The organism is Candidatus Tisiphia endosymbiont of Melanophora roralis, from assembly GCF_964026575.1.
Taxonomy (GTDB): Bacteria; Pseudomonadota; Alphaproteobacteria; order Rickettsiales; family Rickettsiaceae; genus Tisiphia.
The window spans coordinates 1,277,629-1,302,235 of the sequence record NZ_OZ032161.1 but is presented as its reverse complement, the minus strand read 5'-3'; the positions used below and the strand labels follow the sequence as shown (position 1 = coordinate 1,302,235).

General features: G+C 33.8%; 32 protein-coding genes, 2 tRNA genes, 1 rRNA gene and 1 other RNA gene. 31 read left to right on the top strand and 5 right to left on the bottom strand.

The window, feature by feature from the left end; translation table 11 throughout:
* Nucleotides 1-222 precede the first annotated feature (222 nt).
* From AAGD53_RS06265 to AAGD53_RS06250, 4 genes are all read left to right on the top strand, one after another.
* A complete protein-coding gene (locus tag AAGD53_RS06265) occupies nt 223-1,026 on the top strand; it encodes an outer-membrane lipoprotein carrier protein LolA (RefSeq protein ID WP_410521099.1) in 804 nt (267 codons plus the stop codon).
* A 36-nt stretch (nt 1,027-1,062) separates the two neighbouring features.
* An RNA gene (gene ffs, locus AAGD53_RS06260) (signal recognition particle sRNA small type) lies at nt 1,063-1,158 on the top strand.
* A gap of 59 nt (nt 1,159-1,217) precedes the next feature.
* Entirely contained in the window at nt 1,218-2,885 is a 1,668-nt protein-coding gene (gene dnaX / locus AAGD53_RS06255) for a DNA polymerase III subunit gamma/tau (RefSeq protein WP_341763436.1), read from the top strand.
* 12 nt (nt 2,886-2,897) lie between these two features.
* Entirely contained in the window at nt 2,898-3,221 is a 324-nt protein-coding gene (locus tag AAGD53_RS06250; protein WP_341761546.1) for a YbaB/EbfC family nucleoid-associated protein, read from the top strand.
* 145 nt (nt 3,222-3,366) lie between these two features.
* Here the strand turns inward: AAGD53_RS06250 and AAGD53_RS06245 are convergent, their stop codons facing one another.
* Complete coding sequence (locus AAGD53_RS06245) at nt 3,367-3,930, bottom strand: cell cycle transcriptional regulator TrcR (RefSeq protein WP_341762600.1); 564 nt, start codon at nt 3,928-3,930, stop codon at nt 3,367-3,369.
* Between the two features lie 116 nt (nt 3,931-4,046).
* Nucleotides 4,047-4,763 carry an OmpW family outer membrane protein gene (locus AAGD53_RS06240; RefSeq protein ID WP_341762599.1) on the bottom strand — a complete coding sequence of 239 codons (717 nt, stop codon included), beginning with the start codon at nt 4,761-4,763 and terminating at the stop codon, nt 4,047-4,049.
* Nucleotides 4,764-4,941: 178 nt separating this feature from the next.
* On the opposite strand from AAGD53_RS06240, the gene AAGD53_RS06235 reads away from it, so the two are divergent.
* The 7 genes from AAGD53_RS06235 to AAGD53_RS06210 all read left to right on the top strand — a co-directional run bounded on the left by AAGD53_RS06235 (nt 4,942) and on the right by AAGD53_RS06210 (nt 11,636).
* Entirely contained in the window at nt 4,942-5,829 is an 888-nt protein-coding gene (locus tag AAGD53_RS06235) for a DMT family transporter (protein ID WP_341762598.1), read from the top strand.
* Nucleotides 5,830-6,302: 473 nt separating this feature from the next.
* Complete coding sequence (locus AAGD53_RS06230) at nt 6,303-6,548, top strand: type II toxin-antitoxin system Phd/YefM family antitoxin (protein ID WP_341762597.1); 246 nt, start codon at nt 6,303-6,305, stop codon at nt 6,546-6,548.
* A gap of 100 nt (nt 6,549-6,648) precedes the next feature.
* Nucleotides 6,649-6,807, top strand: a complete 159-nt coding sequence (locus AAGD53_RS07800) for a type II toxin-antitoxin system YoeB family toxin (protein WP_410521130.1) — start codon at nt 6,649-6,651, stop codon at nt 6,805-6,807.
* 114 nt (nt 6,808-6,921) lie between these two features.
* Complete coding sequence (locus AAGD53_RS06225; protein ID WP_341762596.1) at nt 6,922-8,172, top strand: MFS transporter; 1,251 nt, start codon at nt 6,922-6,924, stop codon at nt 8,170-8,172.
* 338 nt (nt 8,173-8,510) lie between these two features.
* Nucleotides 8,511-8,771 (top strand): monovalent cation/H+ antiporter complex subunit F, encoded by a 261-nt coding sequence (locus tag AAGD53_RS06220; RefSeq protein WP_341762595.1) that lies wholly within the window; start codon nt 8,511-8,513, stop codon nt 8,769-8,771.
* Nucleotides 8,771-9,919, top strand: a complete 1,149-nt coding sequence (locus tag AAGD53_RS06215) for an FAD-dependent monooxygenase (RefSeq protein ID WP_341762594.1) — start codon at nt 8,771-8,773, stop codon at nt 9,917-9,919. Before AAGD53_RS06220 ends, AAGD53_RS06215 begins: the two co-directional genes overlap by 1 nt.
* Before the next feature lie 214 nt (nt 9,920-10,133).
* Nucleotides 10,134-11,636 (top strand): 16S ribosomal RNA (locus AAGD53_RS06210).
* A gap of 775 nt (nt 11,637-12,411) precedes the next feature.
* Here the strand turns inward: AAGD53_RS06210 and AAGD53_RS06205 are convergent.
* The 3 genes from AAGD53_RS06205 to rlmB all read right to left on the bottom strand — a co-directional run bounded on the left by AAGD53_RS06205 (nt 12,412) and on the right by rlmB (nt 14,763).
* Nucleotides 12,412-12,909: a hypothetical protein gene (locus tag AAGD53_RS06205; protein WP_341762593.1), complete on the bottom strand. Its 498-nt coding sequence runs from the start codon at nt 12,907-12,909 to the stop codon at nt 12,412-12,414.
* A 407-nt stretch (nt 12,910-13,316) separates the two neighbouring features.
* Entirely contained in the window at nt 13,317-13,916 is a 600-nt protein-coding gene (locus AAGD53_RS06200) for a hypothetical protein (protein WP_341762592.1), read from the bottom strand.
* A gap of 112 nt (nt 13,917-14,028) precedes the next feature.
* Nucleotides 14,029-14,763 (bottom strand): 23S rRNA (guanosine(2251)-2'-O)-methyltransferase RlmB, encoded by a 735-nt coding sequence (gene rlmB, locus AAGD53_RS06195; RefSeq protein ID WP_341762591.1) that lies wholly within the window; start codon nt 14,761-14,763, stop codon nt 14,029-14,031.
* A gap of 451 nt (nt 14,764-15,214) precedes the next feature.
* Here rlmB and AAGD53_RS06190 point away from each other — a divergent pair.
* The 20 genes from AAGD53_RS06190 to rplF all read left to right on the top strand — a co-directional run bounded on the left by AAGD53_RS06190 (nt 15,215) and on the right by rplF (nt 24,596).
* Nucleotides 15,215-15,300: transfer RNA gene (locus AAGD53_RS06190), tRNA-Tyr, on the top strand.
* Nucleotides 15,301-15,320: 20 nt separating this feature from the next.
* Nucleotides 15,321-15,394 (top strand) — tRNA-Gly (locus tag AAGD53_RS06185).
* Nucleotides 15,395-15,478: 84 nt separating this feature from the next.
* Nucleotides 15,479-16,663: an elongation factor Tu gene (gene tuf / locus AAGD53_RS06180; RefSeq protein WP_341748170.1), complete on the top strand. Its 1,185-nt coding sequence runs from the start codon at nt 15,479-15,481 to the stop codon at nt 16,661-16,663.
* A gap of 131 nt (nt 16,664-16,794) precedes the next feature.
* The gene (gene rpsJ / locus AAGD53_RS06175; RefSeq protein ID WP_341748171.1) at nt 16,795-17,118 is read left to right on the top strand and encodes a 30S ribosomal protein S10; all 324 of its coding nucleotides are present in this window, start codon (nt 16,795-16,797) and stop codon (nt 17,116-17,118) included.
* Nucleotides 17,118-17,768, top strand: a complete 651-nt coding sequence (gene rplC, locus AAGD53_RS06170; protein ID WP_341762590.1) for a 50S ribosomal protein L3 — start codon at nt 17,118-17,120, stop codon at nt 17,766-17,768. The genes rpsJ and rplC overlap by 1 nt, the downstream gene beginning before the upstream one ends.
* Nucleotides 17,769-17,773: 5 nt before the next feature.
* Nucleotides 17,774-18,397, top strand: coding sequence for a 50S ribosomal protein L4 (gene rplD / locus AAGD53_RS06165; protein ID WP_341748173.1), 624 nt, complete (start codon nt 17,774-17,776; stop codon nt 18,395-18,397).
* A complete protein-coding gene (gene rplW / locus AAGD53_RS06160; RefSeq protein WP_341762589.1) occupies nt 18,394-18,693 on the top strand; it encodes a 50S ribosomal protein L23 in 300 nt (99 codons plus the stop codon). Before rplD ends, rplW begins: the two co-directional genes overlap by 4 nt.
* Nucleotides 18,694-19,515 carry a 50S ribosomal protein L2 gene (gene rplB / locus AAGD53_RS06155; protein ID WP_341762588.1) on the top strand — a complete coding sequence of 274 codons (822 nt, stop codon included), beginning with the start codon at nt 18,694-18,696 and terminating at the stop codon, nt 19,513-19,515.
* Between the two features lie 13 nt (nt 19,516-19,528).
* Nucleotides 19,529-19,807, top strand: a complete 279-nt coding sequence (gene rpsS, locus AAGD53_RS06150; protein ID WP_341748176.1) for a 30S ribosomal protein S19 — start codon at nt 19,529-19,531, stop codon at nt 19,805-19,807.
* Between the two features lie 2 nt (nt 19,808-19,809).
* Nucleotides 19,810-20,169, top strand: a complete 360-nt coding sequence (gene rplV, locus AAGD53_RS06145) for a 50S ribosomal protein L22 (RefSeq protein ID WP_341748177.1) — start codon at nt 19,810-19,812, stop codon at nt 20,167-20,169.
* Nucleotides 20,170-20,172: 3 nt separating this feature from the next.
* Entirely contained in the window at nt 20,173-20,832 is a 660-nt protein-coding gene (rpsC, locus tag AAGD53_RS06140; protein ID WP_341762587.1) for a 30S ribosomal protein S3, read from the top strand.
* Between the two features lie 15 nt (nt 20,833-20,847).
* On the top strand, nt 20,848-21,258 hold the full coding sequence (gene rplP / locus AAGD53_RS06135) for a 50S ribosomal protein L16 (protein WP_341761532.1): 411 nt from the start codon (nt 20,848-20,850) through the stop codon (nt 21,256-21,258).
* Nucleotides 21,251-21,463, top strand: coding sequence for a 50S ribosomal protein L29 (rpmC, locus tag AAGD53_RS06130; protein WP_341761531.1), 213 nt, complete (start codon nt 21,251-21,253; stop codon nt 21,461-21,463). Before rplP ends, rpmC begins: the two co-directional genes overlap by 8 nt.
* Nucleotides 21,464-21,467: 4 nt before the next feature.
* Nucleotides 21,468-21,713 carry a 30S ribosomal protein S17 gene (gene rpsQ, locus AAGD53_RS06125; RefSeq protein ID WP_341761530.1) on the top strand — a complete coding sequence of 82 codons (246 nt, stop codon included), beginning with the start codon at nt 21,468-21,470 and terminating at the stop codon, nt 21,711-21,713.
* A 102-nt stretch (nt 21,714-21,815) separates the two neighbouring features.
* Entirely contained in the window at nt 21,816-22,184 is a 369-nt protein-coding gene (rplN, locus tag AAGD53_RS06120) for a 50S ribosomal protein L14 (RefSeq protein ID WP_341748182.1), read from the top strand.
* The gene (gene rplX, locus AAGD53_RS06115; RefSeq protein ID WP_341754669.1) at nt 22,184-22,516 is read left to right on the top strand and encodes a 50S ribosomal protein L24; all 333 of its coding nucleotides are present in this window, start codon (nt 22,184-22,186) and stop codon (nt 22,514-22,516) included. Before rplN ends, rplX begins: the two co-directional genes overlap by 1 nt.
* Nucleotides 22,517-22,518: 2 nt before the next feature.
* Nucleotides 22,519-23,058, top strand: a complete 540-nt coding sequence (rplE, locus tag AAGD53_RS06110) for a 50S ribosomal protein L5 (protein WP_375331539.1) — start codon at nt 22,519-22,521, stop codon at nt 23,056-23,058.
* Between the two features lie 18 nt (nt 23,059-23,076).
* A complete protein-coding gene (gene rpsN / locus AAGD53_RS06105; RefSeq protein ID WP_341748185.1) occupies nt 23,077-23,382 on the top strand; it encodes a 30S ribosomal protein S14 in 306 nt (101 codons plus the stop codon).
* 272 nt (nt 23,383-23,654) lie between these two features.
* Nucleotides 23,655-24,053 carry a 30S ribosomal protein S8 gene (rpsH, locus tag AAGD53_RS06100; protein ID WP_341762586.1) on the top strand — a complete coding sequence of 133 codons (399 nt, stop codon included), beginning with the start codon at nt 23,655-23,657 and terminating at the stop codon, nt 24,051-24,053.
* 9 nt (nt 24,054-24,062) lie between these two features.
* Nucleotides 24,063-24,596, top strand: coding sequence for a 50S ribosomal protein L6 (gene rplF / locus AAGD53_RS06095; RefSeq protein WP_341748187.1), 534 nt, complete (start codon nt 24,063-24,065; stop codon nt 24,594-24,596).
* Nucleotides 24,597-24,607 lie beyond the last annotated feature (11 nt).

Here is a 24,607-nt window from a genome sequence, read left to right as displayed (position 1 = left end):
AAGGAAAAATGCATTCTTAAAGCGGCTAACGCGAATGCATTTTAAACCTTTCTAGAGCTAAAAACATGATTTTAATCTTTTAAAATCATGTTTCTAGCAAAATATTAATTTAACAATCAGATGCAGAGCCGTCTCAAATCTGATTGTTTCGATAATTTCACCGAATTTGGGATAAGAATTGACTAATTCTTATCCCGAATTCGCGTATATTAGGTATAAAAGATGAGCTGGCTTTGTAAAGGTATTATTGTCATTTATTGGTTTCTAACCATAGCCTATGCTGAAATAGACCTCTTGCATAACTCTACTTCTACTGGTAATTTGGGCATCGGGACTAGACTCGAATCCTCACGTACACTAGAGTACGCTACGATTCTGCGTTCCGATCCTCCTACAAATTCCCTAGTAGAAGCGAATTCTGCTAGAGCTCTAATATTAGAGAATAAACCTCTTGATAACAAAGCTACTGATCAACTCAAAATATATTTACGTGAAATAAAATCCATGGCTGTGGACTTTAGCCAAGAGGATTCAGCAGGGAATAAAGCTGAAGGTAAGTTATTAATAAATAAGCCTTCTAAGTTTCGATGTAATTATTACCCACCATTCCCTTTGGTGGTTATTGGTAATGCTAATTATGTTTCTGTGTATGACTATGATATGAAACATGTAAGTCGTATTAAGGCAGAAGAGAATGTATTTAATTTTTTATTAGAAGATAGTATAGATTTTGATAAATATTTCAAAATTGAGTCAGTAATAGATCAAGATAATATGTTTAAAATTACTATTTACCATACTTTATCAGAACGACATAGTCAGATTACCTTTGATAAAAAAACTAAACAAATAAAAAAGCTAGAAATACTTGAAGATGAAAATGTTATTACCATAATATTTAATCATATTGCAAAAGTACAAAAATTTGATGATGATTTATTTAAGCTTAAGAATCCAGACATATTCAGAACACCAAGTAGACTGACAAAAAGCGATATAGAAAAAAAATACAATTTAGCTACTTAAATAACTTGCCTCTAGATGATAAAAGAACTATTTTATCATGTGCTAGTAGTGGGCATTGGTGCTGTTCAGGTGGTCAGGTTCGAAAGGAAGCAGCCAAAATAGTCTCTAGTGGGTCATTACTAGCATACTCTTCTGTTTTCAAGAATTGGATTTGAAATCATTTGAGTAGATCATATTTTTGTGAATATACCATAGTGACAAAAACAACTGACCAATATATTAATTTTGCTAGAAAATATCGCCCTACTAATTTCTCTGAGCTATACGGACAAGAAGTTTTAACAAAGATTTTAAGCTATACTATTCTAAAAAATCGTATATCTCAAGGTTATCTTCTTACTGGTATTAGGGGTGTTGGCAAAACTACTTCAGCACGTATTATCGCTAAAACTATTAATTGTACCAATCTGATAGTTGAAGGTGATAGTATTAAACCTTGTGAGAGTTGTCAGAATTGTAGCAGTTTTAATAAAAATAACCATCCCGATATAATTGAAATTGATGCTGCTAGCAAGACAAGTGTTGATGATATCCGTAAAATAATAGAAAGTAGTGAATATAAGCCGCTAATCGCTAGGTACAGTATCTTCATAATTGATGAAGTTCATATGCTATCTAAAGGTGCATTCAACGCTCTACTTAAAATCCTTGAAGAACCACCAGCACATGTAATATTTATATTTGCTACTACTGAACCACAAAAAATTCCATTAACCGTAATTTCTAGATGTCAGCGATATGATTTAAGGAGGCTAACATTTGATGAAATTTTTCAATTGCTTCAGTTCATCGCTAAAAAAGAACAGTTAAACGTTGAGATAGAGGCTATGAGAATAATTGCGTCTAGATCCGATGGTTCAGCTAGAGATGCAGTTTCAGTACTAGACCAAGCAACTAGTTTGGCAGCAGGATATTTGATCACTCCTGAAATCGTTTATCAAATACTTGGTTTAGTGGATACAGCTAGTATAATTAAGTTTTTTGAATATATTATTCAAAAAGATGCTGCTAAATCGATTGATTTAGTAAACAATCTCTATATGTCTTCAGCAAATTTAGAAACTTTTGTAGCATTAGTTGCTGATTTTACTGCCTATCTTAATAAAATAAAGATATTATACTCAAATGATTTGGAGAATGGGGACAATAAACAAGGGGTGAGCGAACTAGGCGTACATGAAGTACGTGAGTACGCGAATACCCCGCAAGTATTTGCAAAAACCAATTCTTCAAAGCAGAATAGTATACCTAATTATCAAAATCCTATATATGTATCTTTTAATGATAATGTTACAAATATTTTAACAAAAATTACTCTTCCTCAATTATCTATTATTTGGCAAATATATAGTAAAGGAATTATAGAGATGAGAACTTCACATAATCAATTGATAGAAGCTGAAATGCTGGTGATAAAATCTATTTACTCCCAGATGTTGCCATCGCTAGAAGAATTAGCGGAATATAATGATGGGGAACAACTAGAACAGCCGGTATTACAACAATCAACTCAGAATTATCAAATTACCGCTCTTCTTATCGATTTTCTTGAGTTTTTACATTTGCATAATGAGATGGAAGTTTATTACAGATTACTAAACCAAGTGGAGTTAAAATCTTTTGTTCTTCAAACTATAGAAATTGCTGGAAGCGATCTCAATACAAAAATAAAAGAACAAATTGCTAATTTATTATTTGCTTGGTCAGGGAAAACTTGGAATGTTATCATTACAAAACAGTTAAAAATAATCACTCTTAAAGAACAATTGCTAAATAAAGTAAAATCAAGTCAAGATTGGAAAATTTTAACACAACACTTTCCAAATGTTACAATTTCAGATATTTTGTTAGAAAATTAAAAGGGACATAGTATGACAAATTTTAATCAATTTTTAAAACAAGCTCAGTCAATGCAGAAAAAAATGCAAGCAATGCAGGAAAAAATGGCAAATGCTGAATATTTTGGGAAAGCAGGTGGTGGGTTAGTAAATATTACCGTTAGTGGTCGTGGTGAGGTTCGAAAGGTCTCCATTGATTCCTCTTTGCTTAAAGAGACAGAGAAGGAATTATTGGAAGATTTAATTGTTGCTGCTTTCAACGATGCTAAAAGCAAGGTCGATGAAGATTCACAAAACTCTATGTCTGATGCTTTAGGTAATATTGGTTTGCCACCTGGACTAAAGATGCCATTTTAAATCCTCCCAACTTCCGCATGGAGGATTTGTTGCATGAATCATGAGTAGGTCATTCCCGCGTAGGCGGGAATCTATAATATCTCATAGCCTTTGCAGGCATGTCTATAGCAACTACCGTTCGCGGCTTTTAAATTGCCCTGACTTATTATTTAGCAGTTTTTTCTTGCTTAGATAAAAGCTGTGCTTGCTCAATACTCTTGTCTAATTCCACTTGACTACAAATTCCAAGTAAAACTGGATCACGTGGGCGAATGTTTTTCATGTTCCAGTGACTACGATCACGGATAGCTTCTATGGTTGACTTAGTAGTACCAATGAGTTTTATAATTTGATTATCTAAAATTTCTGGACAATTTTTAAGTAACCAATATATCGCGTCTGGTTTATCCTGACGTCTAGCAATAGGAGTATATCTAGATTGTTGTTTTTTCTTTGTACTTACCAAATCATAGGCACTACTCACAAAAAGTCTTAAACTACTACTTGGATCTTTCGTGCAACGCATTATTTCTTCTTGAGTTAATTGTCCTCCAGCAATAGGATCTAGCCCCATAATACCTTGGGACACTTCACCATCAGCAATGCCTTTAATTTCAAACTCATGAATCCCACAAAAATCAGCTATCTGCTTAAACGTTAAAGCAGTATTATCAATCAACCAAATAGCAGTTGCTCTAGGCAGTATGGGTAATTTTTGTTGTGAACTCATAGTAAAAAACTAATAATATAATATTGATATGTCTAGAAAAGATATAGTCTCTTCTAACTAATAAGTCAACAATAGACATCTTAGACTATTTCAATTTCTCGCTTAATTAGGTCAGGCTAAAACCTAAAACCAATACCTACTGCAATCATTAACGGATTAAATCTTACTTTAGATGATATAGGTTGTTTTATTAAACTATTTTTATAATCAACTTTGGTCTTAAGAAAATACTGCCTTACATCTAAGTTAATCAATGTATCATCCTTAGCATATAAGTCAACCCCGATCTGTAATACAGCACCGTGACCATTTTTGACTGTACATCCTTTAGATTTACTGAACATATAAGCTCCATGATAACCAACGCCAACATAAGGTCTAATAGCACCAAAGGGAGCTATATGATATTGTCCCGTGACAGTCAGGGGAATCATATAAAGATCTTTTCTCTTACCAACATCTGCTGGATTACCACCATAATTATAAGCCACATTCTTTAAACTATTATTTTTAGTACGTAATACATTAAAACCTAAAGATAACTCTGCAGCAACATTACTAGCAAAGAATATTGATGTAGAAGCATCAAAACCGTAACCATTTTCAACAAAATTACCGATCGATACTGGGCTTGCGGCGGTAGCCTTAGGAAAGCCTTTTTGCTTTGCACTAGATTTTATCCCCCCCCCTCTTATTTTAAAAACAAGATTACCTTCATTTTCATAATAATCGGCATCATAGTCATTATTAGTTAAATCAGAATTAGCAAAGCTAGAGATACTTACACAACTTGCCAACAGCAATATTCCAAATTTTTTCGTGACTTTTATCATAACTATAAACCTTTGCTTGCTTTAAATATATTGCTGTATTATATATATTCTTTCTTATTTGGAAATCAAATTGATAATAAGATTTTTAAACTTGTTCAACATTAGTGACACTATAACACTAAATATAGAAAACACTAATACAAAAAATATAAAAAAATAATGAATTAAGGTCTATACAATGAATAATAAATTAAAAACTTATTTTGTTGGTATTAGTTGGTTTATATTAAGCTTGGTAAGTAGTGCAACTAATGACATAACAGCAAAATATCTTGGACTTAGGCTACATAGTTTTGAGGTGACTAGTTTTCGCTTTTTCTTTAGTGCTTTAATTCTTGTCCCTTTTATTTTATATTATGGGAAACAGACTCTTAAAACTAATCGTCCTTTTATACATATTGCAAGAGGGGTTTTATTGTTTTTTGCAATGACGTGTTGGATTTATGGTCTCAGTATTGCCCCCGTGACTACTGCTACAGTTATTGGTTTTGCTACACCTTTATTTACTCTAGTTCTAGCAGTTTTTTTCTTAAATGAGAATATTATTTGGCAAAGATGGGCAGCAACTTTATTTGGTTTTATTGGTATTGTTATTACCCTAAAACCTCATGCTAGTGACTTTAATCCACAGATATTAATTTTTGTCTTAGCTTCTGTAGCTTTTGCAATGTTAGATATTATCAATAAGAAATTTGTAGTAAAAGAATCAATGATTAGTATGCTATTTTATTCTGCTCTAGTAACATCTTTAGTATCAATACCACCATCAATAATGTATTGGCAAACACCTACCAGTTCAGAATTTATTTTGCTATTTACCTTAGGAGCTGGGGGTAGTTTAATCTTATTTTTCTTATTAAAGGCTTTCTCTCTAGTTGATGCCACTGCCACCGCCCCTTATAGATATTTAGAGTTAATAATTTCAGCATCAGCTGGATATCTTGTGTTTAATGAAATACCTGAAAACAGTACTTTATACGGAGCATTGATAATAATACCTGCAACATTGTTTATAATATATTCTGAGAAAGGAAATATAACACAAAATGATAAAGCTACTGCATGAAGAAGTACTAGCAATACCTCAATTCGATATAAGAATTGTTAATTCTTATATCAAATTGGCTTGTTATAAGGAAAAATGCATTCTTGAAGCGATTCTACGAATGCATTTTAATCTATTACCGCTAATAATCTTATTTTTATATTGTATAAAAATAAGATTATTAGCAAATTAATATTTAACAATCAGGTAAAGAACCGCTTCAAACCTGATTGTTTCTATATGTATCCATGAATTCGATGTAACAAGTTACATCGAATTCAGGCTAGCAATGCTTGTTCTTTTCAAACATTTTGTTGAAATGATATTGAATGTACAATATCATGTACTATATGTGTATATACTCAAATGATTTGGAGAATTGGATTTGAAAATAAGGGGCGAGCAAGCGGAGCGTACGTAAGTACGCGAGTCCTTGATATTTCCAAAAAACAATTCTTCAAAGCAGAAGAGTATACTTATAAGGGAGATAAATTATGAACGTACAGACAATATCGGTAGCAAGAGCTAATTTATTTAGCCTTGTACAAGAAGCAAACGAAACACATAAACCAGTATATTTAAAAGGTAAGCATTATGACGCAGTGCTATTATCTAGAGAAGACTACGAATCTTTGCAAGCAACATTAGAATTATATTCGATACCTGGATTAGTTAAGGAAATACTAAAAGCTCGGCAAGAACCTTTGGATGAGTGCTTAAATGAAGATGATATAAATTGATGTCATTGTACAATTTGAAATTTACTAAAAAATCATTTAAAGATTTTCAAAAGTTAAAGTCAGAAAAATTTGATAATAAGGCTAGAAAACTATGGACTGAATTAAAAATAATCCAAGACCTATCAGCAGTGAAAAACTCGTAGGCAACTTAAAAGGTTGCTATTCTCTAAGAATTAATATCAAACATAGATTGATATACGAAATTTTTGAAGATGAAAAGACTGTACTAATAATCAGCTTGAGTGGGCATTATGAGTAAGCCATCATATATGTTGCTAATAAACGCGAATTAGGGATAAGAATTAACTAATTCTTATCCCTAATTGGGGTAATAAGCGTTCTAACCCTTGATAGCCAAAAAATAATAAAAAATATGAATAAACGTAAGTTGGTTTTTGCAAGCGGTGTAGCAAATGCATTTGAGTGGTATGATTATGCACTATTTGGTTACTTTGCTCCTGTAATAGGGGCAAAGTTCTTTCCTGGATCAAGTCCTAGCTCGTCTTTATTGCACGCTTTTTTGGTATTTGCTATCGGTTATTTAATGAGACCAATAGGTGGGGTATTTTTTGGGGTACTGGGAGATCGTTTTGGTAGAAAGACTGCTCTAAGTACATCTATATTTTGTATGTCTCTGCCAACGGCACTAATTGGCATATTACCAACTTATGACAATATAGGTGTTACCGCTACTATATTAATGATTCTACTTCGGATGCTGCAAGGTTTATCAATGGGCGGAGTACTTACTGGCTCAATTGCATTTGCTATTGAACATACAGGTAAGGTGCATCGTGGCTTTACTGGTAGTATACCAATGTCCAGTATTTGTATTGGCATATTATTTGGATCAGTCATTTCACAGCTTATACAAAGCCTTTTATCAGCACAACAATTTAATGATTGGGGGTGGAGAATACCATTTTTATTAGGAATTTTTATTTTATTTGCTGGACTTTATATAAAAAAATATACCAGTGAAACCCCTAGTTTTCAAAGTATAAAAGAAGATGGTGGGATTTTAAAATCTCCTCTGAAAGAAGTTATCTCTGTATATTGGATTGATATGTTAATATCAATCTTCATCAATTCTACAGGTTCAGTAATATTCTATCTACAAGCTACTTATCTAATGTCATTTTTGAGGATAAATCGTGGTTTTACCGATGACCAAGTTAGCAATTTAGCTAATTATTGTTATATAATCATGGCTATTGTTACTTTATGTTCTGGCTATTTATCTGATGTAATTGGTCGAAAGAAAATTTTTGTGATTAATTTACTGGTAATTATTTTAGTTATCCCTTTTTTGATGAATGTAATTGAAACTGGAGAATTTTGTTTTATAATTATATCTCAAATCGTATTATCAATTTTAGCTGCTTGTTATATTGGTCCTGAACCTGCACTGCAAGCTGAATTTTATCCAACCAATATCAGAAATACTGCTTTATCATTGTCTTATAATACAGCAACCAGTATTTTTGGTGGTACAACACCTTTAATACTAGAATATCTTGTACAAAAAACTGGTACTATTACTTCATCTATTTATTATGTAATTGCTTGTGCTATTTCAAGCCTAATAGCTCTTTGTTTTTATAAGGATCGTTCAAGAGGGTAACAACTAATACGCGAATTTGGGATAAGAATTAGTCAATTCTTATCCCAAATTCGGTGAAATTATCGCAACAATCAGATTTGAGACGGCTCTGCATCTGATTGTTAAATTAATATTTTGCTAAAAACATGATTTTAATCTTTTAAAATCATGTTTTTAGCTTTAGAAAGGTTTAAAATGCATTCGCGTTAGCCGCTTTAAGAATGCATTTTTCCTTATATTAAAGCCAATTCGTGATAAGAATTAGTTAATTCTTATCACGAATTGGGGTTTAACGATACCGGGATTTTATGTTAGAATGGATAAATAATCAACTAATCAGTTTAAATTAATTTTGTATCATGATAAATTTTTATTTAGTTATCAATATTTTGTTCATTGGTTTAATGATCTATTTATTAATTAAAAATGTAAATATTTTTGTCAAACTCTTAGTGCTAAATAGTTTAACTAGTATAATAACCTTATTCATTTGTTTTCTTGGTTCATTTAAAATGAATAATTGTTATCTAGACATTGCTATAATTTATTTTCTCTTAAGTTTTATAGCAAGTGGAGCATATTTAAAGTATTTTATCAATCAATCTAATAATGTGATGTGATGGAAAAAGAAATAGTAATATTGGGTTGTGGTTTCAGTGGTATGCTTACGGCATTATCGTTTGCGAAAGAGGATATCAAGACTACCATCCTTGAGTATCAATCGATAAATTCTGATAATTTTTGTACTGATATTAGAACGACCGCTTTAACCCCTGCTTCTGTGCAGTTTCTAAGAGACCTTAATGTATGGTTTGAGATTGAGAAGATAGCTAGCAAAATGTTGGACGTCTATGTTGTTGATAATAAAGCACCAGAGATGTTATGTATGTCAAATATTAAGGGGAATGATGCACTAGGTTATATAGTAAAAAACAGTGAATTTAAGAAAATATTACTAGCAAATGTTAGAAAAAACCCTTTGATTAAGGTAATTGATCAGTGTGATTATAAAAAAGTTGATAGTAAACCTGATCATTCAACCATATATCTAGATGACAATAAGACTATGAATAGTGACTTATTGATTGTTTGTGATGGACGTAATTCTAAAGTTCGTCAATATTATTTTTTTAATAAAATAGAGAGAACCTATAACCAAATCGCCTTGACATTTGATATTAAGCATGAGAAAGATCACGAAAATTGTGCTATTGAACATTTTATGCCATCTGGTCCTTTTGCTATTTTACCTCTCAAGGATCAAAAGGCTTCATCCATAATATGGACTACAGGGCAAGAGCAGGCTGCATTATTGATGAGCTTACCAAAGGAAGAATTTGAGTATTTAGTAAGTAAAAATTGTGGGAATTCTTTAGGGTCTATTGCTTTAGATAGTACTATTAGCTCTTTTCCTTTAAAGGCTCGTATAGCTAGTAAATATTTTTATAATAAAATAGCAGTTGTGGCAGATAGTGCTCATACAATTCATCCTCTAGCTGGTCAGGCTTTGAATCAAGGAATAAAGGATATTGAAACTTTAACGGGGTTAGTGGCTAGTAGTGGTATAAGTACAGGAATGCTAGAACGATATCAAAAATTAAGACAGAATGATAATTTTCATATGTATATGATTACTGAAAGCTTAAATAGTATTTTCTCAAACCATTCAAAACCCTTGTGGTATCTAAGACGTTTGGGGCTTAAAACTATTGATAATATACAGCCTATTAAGAATTTGTTAGTAGAGTATGCCATGGGTCGTAGATAAAATGAATAAGGAAATTATAAAAAAAGTTCAAAATACCAGTTGACAGGATGGTAGATTTTGCATATAACTACTCCTACGAAAAGACGAACATTAATTATTCGTAGCTGTTTTTAAAAGTAAATAATCAGATATAGGTAGTGACAGCAAAATGTACTTATCACTAAAAGTGATAAATTAAACCTGTCAATTTTTTGAATAAAAAGTAGACAGAATCAAACTTGAGAGTTTGATCCTGGCTCAGAACGAACGCTTTCGGTATGCTTAACACATGCAAGTTGAACGGATTAATTTAGGGCTTGCTCTGAATTAGTTAGTAGCAAACGGGTGAGTAACACGTGGGAATCTACCCATCAGTACGGAATAACACTTAGAAATAAATGCTAATACCGTATATTCTCTTCGGAGGAAAGATTTATCGCTGATGGATGAGCCCGCGTCAGATTAGGTAGTTGGTAGGGTAATGGCCTACCAAGCCAACGATCTGTAGCTGGTCTGAGAGGATGATCAGCCACACTGGGACTGAGACACGGCCCAGACTCCTACGGGAGGCAGCAGTGGGGAATATTGGACAATGGGCGAAAGCCTGATCCAGCAATACCGAGTGGGTGACGAAGGCCTTAGGGTTGTAAAGCCCTTTTCAGCAGGGAAGATAATGACGGTACCTGACCAAGAAAGCCCCGGCTAACTCCGTGCCAGCAGCCGCGGTAAGACGGAGGGGGCTAGCGTTGTTCGGAATTACTGGGCGTAAAGAGTGCGTAGGCGGTTTAGTAAGTTGGAAGTGAAAGCCCGAGGCTTAACCTCGGAACTGCTTTCAAAACTACTAATCTAGAGTGTAGTAGGGGATGATGGAATTCCTAGTGTAGAGGTGAAATTCTTAGATATTAGGAGGAACACCGGTGGCGAAGGCGGTCATCTAGGCTACAACTGACGCTGATGCACGAAAGCGTGGGGAGCAAACAGGATTAGATACCCTGGTAGTCCACGCCGTAAACGATGAGTGCTAGATATCGGGAGAATTTCTTTCGGTTTCGTAGCTAACGCATTAAGCACTCCGCCTGGGGAGTACGGTCGCAAGATTAAAACTCAAAGGAATTGACGGGGGCTCGCACAAGCGGTGGAGCATGCGGTTTAATTCGATGTTACGCGAAAAACCTTACCAACCCTTGACATGGTGGTCGCGGGAAGCAGAGATGTATCCCTTCAGTTCGGCTGGACCACACACAGGTGTTGCATGGCTGTCGTCAGCTCGTGTCGTGAGATGTTGGGTTAAGTCCCGCAACGAGCGCAACCCTCATTCTTATTTGCCAGCGGGTAATGCCGGGAACTATAAGGAAACTGCCGGTGATAAGCCGGAGGAAGGTGGGGACGATGTCAAGTCATCATGGCCCTTACGGGTTGGGCTACACGCGTGCTACAATGGTATCTACAGAGGGAAGCAAGACGGTGACGTGGAGCAAATCCCTAAAAGATATCTCAGTTCGGATTGCTCTCTGCAACTCGAGAGCATGAAGTTGGAATCGCTAGTAATCGCGGATCAGCATGCCGCGGTGAATACGTTCTCGGGCCTTGTACACACTGCCCGTCACGCCATGGGAGTTGGTTTTACCTGAAGGTGGTGAGCTAACGTAAGAGGCAGCCAACCACGGTAAAATTAGCGACTGGGGTGAAGTCGTAACAAGGTAGCCGTAGGGGAACCTGCGGCTGGATTACCTCCTTTAAAGACTTAATTATAGCATGTTATTACTTTTGTAATACTTGCTCAAGTCCGACTTTCGCTGTCACTACCTTTAACTGATTGTTTATCAAATTTTAAAAACAGCTCTTTCTTTAAGTATTTTTCTGTATTCACCAAGCCTAGCAAAATAAATATTTCCCAATATATATCCGATGAATTTCAACAGTTATGGGTGACAGCGAAGGCTGGGATGCATAGTACCCTACATTTTTCTATAATCGTCATAGCAAGGCTCTTTAGATGCCGTGGCGACTCATCTTCGAGACGAAAAAGTGCTTGAAACGTCTAAAGAATCAGGTTCGTAGTGGTTTTGGAATGAAGTTTGTAGTCATGTAAACATCACTTTTCTACTTGACATACTAAAAATTAGTCAACATAATGCTTCTTATGTGTATTACCATTGTTTTGTTTCAAATAAAAACTCTTGTCATTAAAGTACACTTTTATCAGTATTTCTTTATTATAAAATTCCACAGGTGAAAAAATGTAGTCAGTAACGAGAATTTAATTCTACACTCCACTCGTCGCATAATACTCACGTTCTATAGCATAATTTCTGCTCATATTTATCTCGAAGATGAGTGGCGATCCAGGTAAACAACGAAGCTGTTTTTTCTAGGCGTATCCTAGATTGCCGCGTCGCCGCTTTTTCGCGGCTTCTCGCTAATAGACATATTTTTTAATAATTCTAAAAAACTTGATTATCGAGTATACAGGGTAATCAACATGCTGTATCACCAATAAGTTCTACAGATGATTAATATTCCAGCTCTGTAGATGCCGGTAAAAAATCTGCGAGAGTTTTGAGGTCGCATGTTATTGTTGGTTCTTGGGTAGAAGAGTTGTGAAAAAGGTATGGGCTTTTAAAAAACCATGCGTATTCCCCTTCCATATCCTTGGCAGTTAAGTCATTTAATATAATACCATTTTGTGCTGAAAGTTTAAATGACTCATAGTTTTTATAGCCACTACCTTCTTTAACTTCTAAAGGCATCTTGGTGTTTTCTTGTTCCAATAATGCTTGTTGCTTTGATAAATGAATTGATAGTAAATTTTGATTGTACTCAAAACTCATACGATCAGTTTTATTATATCCAGCAATAACCATTGCTTCATGGGTGTTTATCAATGATTCTAAAGGCTCTTCGCTATATTGTGTATTATTATCTCCTATAAAAATCTTACTATTCTTGCCATTATCTTCAAATGATTTAATTAATATTGCTCTCATATGTGAGGCTGGAACAGTTATCATATACTCTTTATTTGGATGATGCTCCAATGTAGCTTTAGCAATAAAACTATGTAAGTTTGTTGATAGATTTTTATGAAATTCCCCGTTATAAGAAGCGGCTCTTGCAATCCCTACATATTCAGTAAAATGAGCATTTTTATACTAATTATCTTTCAATATAGAATTAACAGGTATAATTAATATTAGGTCTATCACCAGTTGGAATAGAATTAATAATTCTATCTTAAAAAATAATTAGTATTAGATGTCATCATACTCATAAACATTTCAATTGATTCTTGGTCAATCTTATTGTGATCTTTCCAAATTTTATTTGCAACAAAAGCAACATATGTTTCTGTAAGATCTTGGTCATGATAACGTAAACTAGTTGTAAATGGTAAATTTCTGATTTTACCTCTTGTGATTCATATTATAGATTTTAATTTATCTTTAAGATTAGAATGTAGTTGATCAATTGCAGTAAAATCAAAATTTATGAGTATTTTTAAAGTATGAAGATACTGCATTGATTTGTTATTTGTAGATTTCGTTTCATTATAGGTATTACAAGCATTCTTTACAAACTTAGCTAAGTCATCATTGCTTAGATTATTAGCATCACAGTCCTTAACTTGGCTATAAAAATTTTTAATTAAAGTATCGTTTGCACTAAATTTAATTTCTACTCCAGATGTTATGCTTAAAGATGTAATGTGATTATCATAGCAATTATGGCAATCTAGTTGTATATATTGTAGCGGAGGGGTTGATAAAATAAACTCTTTAAAGTCATCAAAATCATCTTTATTAAGATAGTCAATCTTAATAGAATCAACATTATCAAGCATTCCTGAAAATTGCACTTTATTTTGTAAAATATACTGGATTCCTTCAAAACCAATGGCTCTCAATATATTGTTGTCAATAGTTAAGGTGCTAGTTCCTATGCTGTTTTTAGCTTTTTCTAATAATTTTAATATTTTGTCATTGTCATATTCTAAATTTAGCATATAATTCTTACTCATCATTAAATTTCTAATCCGTTTAAAACGGATTATGGTTGGTCGTTATATACAAAATTACTTAATTTTCTAGTATAATTTTGCTAAAAATTCATGTTATATAATTAAGCTTTATTTATTTTGCCTCTAATGAAATCAAATAAAACGCTATTGCAGCAGCATTTGAGACATTTAAGCTTTCTACTTTACTTGAAATGGGTATTTTAACTAAATGATCACATGCTTCTTTAACTAGACGTCTGATTCCTTTATCTTCAGAGCCAAGTACTATTGCCATTTTATCTGAAAATATTTTTGTACTTAAAGATTGTTTTGCGTTGCCATCAAGACCAATAATCCAAAACCCATGTTTTTTTAGATATTCTATTGACCACCTTAAATTAGTGACTTTAACCATTTGTACTAGCTCTAAAGCTCCAGAAGCTGTTTTTGCTATGGTAGCATTTTCATCAGGTGCATTATCTAGAGGTAATATTATGGTCGTGATGTCAAAAGAAGCTGCACTACGAATAATAGCACCAATATTTTGTGGATCGGTTATTTGATCCAAAATAGCAACTTTACAATTAGGAATAGTTATGTCAATATCTTCAATACGATTAGAGAAGATACTTTTAACGTTAGCGGCTATTCCCTGATGATTATGATTTGAACCAAAAAGACGGGTTAAGTAATCTATGTTGGTAATCTCATACGGGTGGTTAGAGATTAAATTTTTGTGCAAATTGAAAATATCTTCTGTACATAAAACATTTTGAATATAACGTTTTGGGTTGCTTAATGCTGCAAATACTGGATGTTTGCCGTATATATAGTGCAAATCTTTAGAAATTTTAGCTTTATTTCTCATCTTATTAGAACCTAGAGTAATTTATTCTTGACACAAACTACTATTTATTATAGAAAGTTACAACTGATAAACGTTCTGAAGTAATGTAAGTTTAATATTAGCTTATTTAGGATAGTTCAAGAGAAAAGAGCCGGGGTCATTTGAGTTTCAGCTTTATAACAAAAAAGATGTCCTTCCCGTGTAGGCAAGTCCATGATACCTAACAGCCATTTAGGCTGTTTTTTGGATTCCCGCCGCGGGAAGGATATAGAGGCTTCTTAAGTTAACACCCATGCGATTACGCAGGAATGATACTGATGTTGTTTAAGGGTTATATCCTTATTTATAAAGGCTTATAGCCCGAAGTTCAAATGTCCTTGGAAAAGAGCAAAGAAGATTTGTTGGTACTTATACTAAGTTATATATATGCTTTACGTTTAATTAGACCATTTAATACTTGCGTAAATTCTTTGGAGGAATGGCCGAGTGGTCAATGGCAGCAGACTGTAAATCTGCCCGCGTGAGCGTACGAAGGTTCGAATCCTTCTTCCTCCACCACAAGTTGGTTAGGTAGATACGCGGGTGTAGCTCAATGGTAGAGCTCCAGCCTTCCAAGCTGGCCACGTGGGTTCGATTCCCATCACCCGCTCCAAGAGTATTGGTGATAATTGGAAATTGGATAAATTTGTATTTTTATGTTAAATTGTATTAAATCTTAAATTGTGGAGAATGAATTATGGCAAAGGTAAAATTTGAAAGGGATCTACCCCATTGTAATATAGGTACTATAGGACACGTAGATCATGGTAAGACTTCTTTAACAGCTGCAATAACTTTAGTGTTATCAAAAGAAGGTGGAGCACAGGCTACTAATTATGATGACATTGATAAAGCTCCTGAAGAGAGGGAAAGGGGTATAACTATTGCTACTGCTCACGTTGAATATAGAACTAAAAAAAGGCATTATGCTCACATTGACTGTCCTGGTCACGCAGATTATATAAAGAATATGATAAGTGGTGCAGCTCAAATGGATGCTGCTATATTGGTAGTATCTGCTGCTGATGGTCCAATGCCTCAAACAAGGGAACATATATTGCTTGCTAAGCAAGTTGGCGTACCTGCAATAGTTGTATTTTTGAATAAAGTTGATATGGTTGATGATCCAGAATTGCTTGACTTAGTAGAAATGGAAGTCAGAGAACTTTTATCAATGTATGATTTTCCTGGAGATGATATACCAGTTATCAGAGGTTCAGCTTTACAGGCTCTAGAAGGAAAACCTGAAGGTGAAGCTGCGATTAAAGAGTTGATGAATGCTATTGATGAATATATACCTCAACCTGAGAGAGATACAGATAAACCTTTCTTAATGTCAATAGAAGATGTATTTTCTATTTCTGGAAGAGGTACGGTTGTTACTGGTAGAATCGAAAAAGGTATAGTAAAAGTTGGTGAAGAGGTAGAGATTGTCGGTATAAGAGATACTCAAAAAACTACTTGTACTGGTGTGGAAATGTTTAAGAAGCTATTAGATCAAGGTGAAGCCGGTGATAATGTTGGTATATTACTGCGTGGAACTAAAAGAGAAGATGTATGCAGAGGTCAAGTGTTAGCTAAGCCTGGAAGTATAACTCCGCATACTGAGTTTGAAGCTGAAGTTTATGTACTTACCACAAAAGAAGGTGGTCGTCATACAGCATTTACAGATAAATATCGACCACAGTTTTATTTTAGAACGACTGATGTAACTGGAGAAATCACTTTGAAAGATGGTAAAACAATGGTGATGCCTGGTGATAATGCGAATCTGAAAATTGCATTGATCGCTCCAATAGCTATGGAAGAGGGCGTACGTTTTGCTATACGTGAAGGTGGTAGGACAGTAGGAGCCGGTGTAGTATCAAAGATTATAAAATAATAAGAAATAGTCATCCTGAAAAATTTCAGGATGACTATTTTTTTAGGGTTAGGCAAAATATGTTTAATTAGAGTAAATCTATTAAAGAATGTGCTTTGACTGGTCTAGCTGTTTATAAAAAGGTTTAGTTAATGAAAAATAATCAAAAAATCAAAATTCGTTTAAAGTCGTTTGATCACCGCTCGCTTGAGCAAGGTACTAGAGAAATAGTAGGGGCTGTTAAAAGAACCGGTGCTGATATAATTGGTCCAATTCCGTTGCCAAGGACAATTGAGAGATTTACCGTTAATAGGTCTCCGCATGTCAATAAAAAATCAAGGGAGCAATTTGAGATTAGAATTCAGAAAAGACTTTTGATAATAAGTTATCCAACTCCTCAGACTGTTGATGCTTTAAAAAAAGTTGATTTGCCTGCTGGTGTTGATGTTGAGATTAAGTTAGAGAGTGTTGAGTAATGAGAACCGGTTTAATTGCTAAAAAAATTGGTATGAGTTCAATTTTTAATGAAAAGGGTGAGAGAGCTACTGTTACTTTTCTACAAGTTGAAGATTGCCAAGTAGTGGGACAAAAGACCCTAGAAAGGGATGGCTATAATGCTTTGGTTATTGGGGTAAAAGATAAAAAATTATCTAAAGTAACAAAACCAATGAAGCAGGTATTTGCTAATGCTCAAGTTACGCCAAAGGAAAAATTGAAGGAATTTAGAATTTCTGAAACTTGTTTCCTTGATGTAGGTGCTACATTGTATGTGGATCATTTTGTTATTGGTCAGTTTATAGATGTTGTAGGTACTACTATTGGTAAAGGTTTTGCTGGTAGTATGAAAAGGCATAATTTTAGAGGACTTGAGGCTTCACATGGTGTATCTGTGTCTCACCGTTCGCATGGTTCTACTGGTGGTAGGCAAGATCCTGGTAAAGTATTTAAGAATAAGAAAATGGCTGGTCATATGGGAAGTACAAGAGTTACTATTCAAAATTTGAAAGTAGTCGATACTGATATGGAAAAAAGCATAATCATAGTTAGTGGAAATATTCCCGGTTCAAAAGGATCTTATGTCTACATTAAGGATGCTATTAAGAAAACCATTACAGCTATAGGATAAACTATATGAAAGCCAAATTATTAAATCTTGAAAATGAAGCTGTTGGTGAGATTGATTTAGATAACGAAGTTTTTGCCGTAGATTTTGTTAGGGAAGATATTATCAAGCTTGTTGTTGATTGGCAGAGAGCTAAAGCTATGGCTGGTACACATCAAACAAAGACAGTGTCGCAAGTATCTGGTACTACAAAGAAACCTTTTAAGCAAAAAGGTACGGGTAATGCAAGGCAAGGATCTTTAAGATCTGTCCAAATGAGAGGTGGTGGAGTTTCTCATGGTCCAGTAACAAGGAGTCATGCTACAAAATTGCCAAAAAAAGTTAGAAAACTTGGTTTAAAACATGCTTTGTCAGAAAAATTAGCTGAAGGAAAACTGCTAATAGTAGATTCTTTAAAATTACATGAATCCAAAACTTCTAATCTTATAAAATTATTAAATAATTTTCATGGTAAAAGTTATTTTATTGTTAGTGGTGATGAGGTTGATATCAATTTTTCTTTGGCAGTACAAAATATTCCAAATACTATTTCAGTACCGCAAATTGGTGCAAATGTTTATGATATAATACGCCATGATTATGTTTTGTTATCACAAGAAGCTGTAGATGCTTTAGAAAAGAGGTTAAAGTGAAGTCTTATAAACATTATGATCTTATTAGGAATCCTGTGATCACTGAGAAGACCAATATTTTATCTGAGCAACAAAATAAGTTTACTTTTCATGTTGCTGATAGTGCTGAGAAAGCTTCTATCAAGATGGCGGTTGAAAAGATTTTTCAGGTTAAGGTTAAAAAAGTTAACATAATGAATGTAAAAGGTAAGAGAAAAAGATTCAAGGGTGTTAATGGCAGACAATCAGATAAAAAGAAAGCAATTGTGACGTTAGAAAAAGATTATACTATTGATTTTACAGGGGGTATTAAATAAATGGCTTTAAAAACGTTTAATCCAGTTACTCCATCCCTTAGAGAATTAGTACAGGTTGATAAATCTGATCTTTGGAAGGGTAAGCCTCATAAAGCTTTAACTAAAGGTTTATCTAAGACTGGTGGTAGAAATAATTTGGGTAGAACCACTGCTTGGCATAGAGGAGGAGGGCATAAAAGACTTTATCGTATAATTGATTTTAAAAGAAATAAACAGGATGTATTTGCTACTGTTGAAAGAATAGAATATGATCCTAACAGAACTTCCTTCATTGCTTTAATTAAATTCGATGATGGTGAGTATTCTTATATTTTAGCACCACAAAAGCTTATTATAGGAGATAGAATAGTATCAAGTGATGAAGCTGACATAAAAGTAGGAAATTGTTTATCTTTGAAATCTATTCCTGTTGGTACTACTTTACATAATGTAGAAATGAAAGTTGGTAAAGGTGGTCAAATTGCAAGATCTGCTGGTACTTCTGTTAATTTAGTAGGTAAGGATTCGGGTTATGCACAGATCAAGCTTCGATCTGGAGAATTTAGATTGATACCGTTAGATTGTAAAGCTACCATAGGTGTTGTTTCAAACCCTGATCAAAAAAATACCAATTTAGGTAAGGCCGGAAGAAATAGATGGCTAGGTTGGAGACCACATGTTCGTGGTGTTGCAATGAATCCAGTCGATCACCCACATGGGGGGGGAGAGGGCAAAACTTCTGGTGGTCGTCATCCAGTGACTCCATGGGGTTTCCCAACTAAGGGTAAGAAAACACGTAAGAATAAGCTTACATCAAAATTTATTATTAAGAGAAGAAAGTAATTAGGTAGTAATTATGGCTCGTTCAGTTTGGAAAGGACCTTTTGTAGATGGTTATTTGATAAAAAAAGTACAAAAATTGATTGAATCTGGTAAATCAGAAATGATTCAGACTTGGTCTAGAAGGTCAACAATTTTACCATTTTTTGTTGGAATAACATTTGCTGTACATAATGGAAATAAATTTATACCTGTTACTGTAAGTGAAGAAATGGTTGGTAAAAAATTAGGTGAATTTTCTCCAACTAGGACTTTTCATGGTCATGGCACAGATAAAAAAGTTAAGAGAAAATAGATATGGTGAAGGTGAATAAAGGCTCTACTACAGCAATTGCTAAATCTCTTAGAGTGAGTCCGAGGAAATTGAATTTGGTTGCAACTTCTATTAGGAATATGAAAGTGTCTGAGGCTCTAATTCAGCTTACCTTTTCCCCTAGAAGAATTGCTCAAGATGTAAAAAAATGTTTGCAGTCTGCTGTTGCTAATGCTGAAAATAATTTTGGTTTAGATATTGATACTTTGTTTATTACTTCTGCAACTGTAGGTAAGGCGTTGGTGATGAAAAGAATTATGCCAAGAGCTAAAGGAAGAGCAACAAGGATTAATAAATTTTTTAGTAATTTATATATTACAGTTACTGAAGTTGAGGGGAAATAAGATATGGGGCAAAAAGTTAATCCGCATGGCTTTAGAGTTGGTCCGACATTAATTAAAGGTTGGGACTCGGTGTTATATGCTGATAAGAAGCACTATAAAGTCCTTCTTATCCAAGATTTAGAGGTTAGAAATCTAGTTAATAAAAACTATGTGCAAGCACAAGTTAGTAGAGTATTAATAGAGAGGCCTTCTAATAAGAATGTTATAATTAATATTTTTGCTAAAAAGCCTGGAGTTATTATAGGTAAAAGTGGTAACGACATTGATAAATTAAAAAAATCTGTCCAAAAAATTACGGGTTTAGAAGAAATATATATTAACATACATGAAGTAAAGAAGCCTAATATAGACTCTAACATTATTGCTCAAACGATTGCTATGCAGCTTGAAAAAAGAGTGTCTTTTAGAAAAGCTATGAAAACCGCTATCCAAGCCTGCTTTAAGCAAGGAGGATTAGGTATAAAGGTTGCTTGTTCTGGACGTTTAGCTGGAGCTGAAATAGCGAGAACAGAGTGGTATAGAGAAGGTAGAGTACCTTTACATACTTTGAGAGCTGATATTGACTATGCGACTGCTGAAGCTATGACAACTTATGGAGTTATAGGTATAAAGGTTTGGGTCTATAGGGGTGATCATGTGGAAAGTAGAAAGAAACATAATTAATTTTGAAGTAAAATAATGTTAGCTCCAAAAAAACAAAAATTTAGAAAAGCACATAAGGGGAGAGTTTCCTCAAAAGCAAAGGCTGGTACTATGCTAGCTTTCGGTTCTTTTGGCTTGAAATCATTAGATGGTTTAAGGGTTACCGCAAGACAAATAGAGGCAGCAAGAAAGGCTGCAGTTCGTTGTATGAAAAGGCAGGGGAGATTATGGATTAAAATTTTTCCTGATTTGCCTGTATCAAAGAAGCCTGCGGAAGTTAGAATGGGTAAAGGAAAAGGTTCTACTGAATTTTTTGCAGTGAGAGTATCACCTGGAAGAATTATGTTTGAAGTGGAAGGGGTTACAGATGATGTAGCGACGAAAGCACTTGAGCTTGCTAGTGCAAAATTGCCTGTAAGAACAAAGATAGTGAGGCGTTATGAATAATTTAGGGGTATCAGCAAAGGAATTGGTTGGGCAGACTACGGAAGAGCTTCACAAAAAGAGAATTTTGTTTAAAAAAGAGTTTTTTAATCTACGATTCCAGAGAACATTAGGTGAATTACAAAATACTAGCAGGTTTTCTTTTGTAAAAAAAACAATAGCTCGTATTAATACAGAGTTAACTATAAGATCAAAAACTGGAGAATAGGGAAATGCCGAAAAGAGTGCTACAGGGTGTTGTTGTAAGTTCAAAAACTGATAAGACTATTACAGTTAAAGTAGAGCGTAGGTTTAAGCATCCTATATACAAAAAAATTGTAAAAGTTTCTAAAAAATATGCTGCTCATGATTCAGAAAATACTTATAAGGATGGTGATAAGGTTAGTATAGTTGAAAGTCGCCCTATATCTAAAACTAAGTCTTGGGTAGTGTTAGGGGATGTAGAGGTATCTCTTTAATAATAGGTTTAGTTGTTACAGAATGGTGAGTTTTATCCTTTGACTTTGTTGTTTAGATTGTTTATTGTGTTGCGTTATTAAATTCTCAAGTGGAAGTAAGTTATGATTCAGATGCAGAGCATCTTAGATGTTGCGGATAACTCTGGTGCTAAAAAAATTATGTGTATTAAAGTGCTTGGTGGGTCACATCACATGATAGCAAATCTTGGGGATGTCATTGTGGTATCTATAAAAGAAGCTTTACCAAGCGGAAAAGTAAAAAAAGGTGACGTACATAGGGCTCTAATTGTTAGAACAAAAAAGGGTGTTAGAAGGGCAGATGGTAGTACAATTAAATTTGATTCTAATGCAGCAGTACTTTTAAATAAGCAAGGAGAACCAATAGGTACAAGAGTTTTCGGTCCTGTAACTAGAGAATTAAGGGCAAAAAAATTCGTTAAGATTATGTCACTTGCAGAAGAGGTGTTGTAATGATTAAGCTAAAAATTAAGAAAGGTGATGAAGTTATTGTTATCACCGGAAAAAATAAGGGAAAAAAGGGTAAGGTCTTAAAGGTTTTGCCTGAGCAAAATAGAGCTATTGTTTCGGGTATAAATATTGTTCGCAAGCATGTTAAGGCGAGTAAAACAAGTGAAGGTGGCATAGTGTCAAAGGAATTATCCATACATATATCCAATGTTGCTCACATAGATCCTAAAACAGGTAACCATACAAAAGTTGCTTTTAAATTTCTAGAAGATGGTTCTAAAGTAAGAGTAGCTAAGAAGTCTGGTGAAATTATTAGTAGTAAGGAAGGTAAGTAATGTTGCTCAGGTTTAAAGATTTATACACTAAAGAGATTGTACCAAACTTACAGAAAGAGTTTGCGTACAAGAATAAACATCAAATGCCTAAGGTTGTAAAAATTGTTGTTAATATGGGTGTTGGTGAAACGGTTGCAGATTCTAAGGTAATTAATAATGCTGTCAATGATCTAACTCTAATTTCAGGACAAAAGCCTTTAGTGACTGAGGCCAAAAAATCTATTGCTACTTTTAAGCTTCGTGAAGGTATGAAAGTTGGTTGTAAAGTTACTCTGCGCAAAGATAGAATGTATGATTTTTTAGAGAGATTAGTAATCGTTGCTCTACCGCGTATTAAAGAATTTAGAGGTTTCTCCAGTAAAAGTTTTGATGGTAGAGGTAATTTTACTTTTGGTATAAAAGAACAGATTGTTTTTCCAGAGATTAATTACGACAAGATAGATGTAATTCGTGGTATGGATATCACGATTGTTACAAGTGCTATGAATAATGAAGAAGGTAAATTATTACTTTCTGGCTTTAATTTGCCTTTTTATAATTAATTTTTAGAAGAAAAATAGATGGCTAAAGTAAGTTCTATAAAAAAGAATAATAGAAGAAGAAAGATGGCACAAAGTTTATATAACAAGCGTGCTAAATTAAAGGACAAGATTTACGATAAAACTTTATCTTTGGAAGAAAGATTTTCGCTAGTGATGGTTTTAGCTAAGTTACCTAGAAACTCAGCTATGAATAGAGTCCGAAATCGCTGTGAGCTTACTGGACGTCCAAGAGGAGTGTATAGTAAATTTGGTCTATCACGAAATAAGCTGAGAGATCTTGGTAGTAAGGGATTAGTTCCTGGTTTGATTAAAGCAAGTTGGTAAAATAGCTTGAATTCGATATAACTTATTATATCGAATTCAAGGGTTAAGTAGAAACAATCAGGTTTGAAGCGGTTCAGTACCTGATTGTTAAAATGTAATATTCTATTCAATAGGTGGTTTTAATAATTAAAATCACCCATTGAATGATGAAAAAAGTTGAAATGTACTCGTAGAACCGCTTCAAGGGTACACTTTTCCTTATAACAAGCCAATTAGATATAAAAATTAATAATTCTTATATCGAACTGAAGTTAAAATAGTAGGTTTATCGTATGTCAATGACAGATAATATAGCGGATATGTTGACTAGAATTAGAAATGGTCAAAAAAGTAAATTGATGAATATATCTCTACCTTGTTCAAAAATAAAATGTGCTATTTTGGACGTTTTAAAAAAAGAAGGTTATATAAAAGAGTATGTAGTTGTCAAGGATGGTAATATAAGTCATATTGAAGTGGATCTAAAATATTCTGTTAATGGAAAACCTGCTATATGTGAAATAAGTAGAGTTTCAAAACCAGGTAAGAGGATTTATTCTTCTATTGATAAATTAAAAGGATATTATAACAATATGGGTATTTATATTCTTTCTACTTCTAGAGGAGTTTTATCAGATAGAGAAGCACATAGCCAAAAAATTGGCGGTGAAATAATTTGTAAAGTGTTTTAAGGTATAAAGATGTCACGTATTGGAAAATTGCCAGTCCCTGTGCCTGAAGGGGTGAAAGTTGAACTTGATGGGTTGAAAGTTAATGTTGTTGGTCCCAAGGGAGAATTAACAAAAACTTTCGCAGGAAATATAGCAATTTTATTGCAAGATAATCAGCTTTTTGTAAAACCATTAGCAGAGACTAAAAGTGCTAGATCTATGTGGGGTACGGCACGAAGTATAATAAATAGTATGATAAAAGGTGTTAAAGAAGGTTTTACAGAAGAGCTTGAAGTCAATGGCGTCGGTTATAAGGCTTTGGTGAAGGATAAATATTTAAACTTAATGCTTGCTAAAAGTCATAATACTAAAGTAGAAATACCTCAAAATATTAAAGTTACCGCTCCTAAACAAAATCAGATTATATTGGAAAGTGTTGATAAAGAAAAGTTAGGTCAGTTTATATCAATTATTATAAAGCAGAGACCACCTGAACCATATAAAGGTAAAGGTATTAAACGCAAAGGTCAATATGTTCAGAGGAAAGAAGGTAAGAAAAATTAAAATTTAAGAGT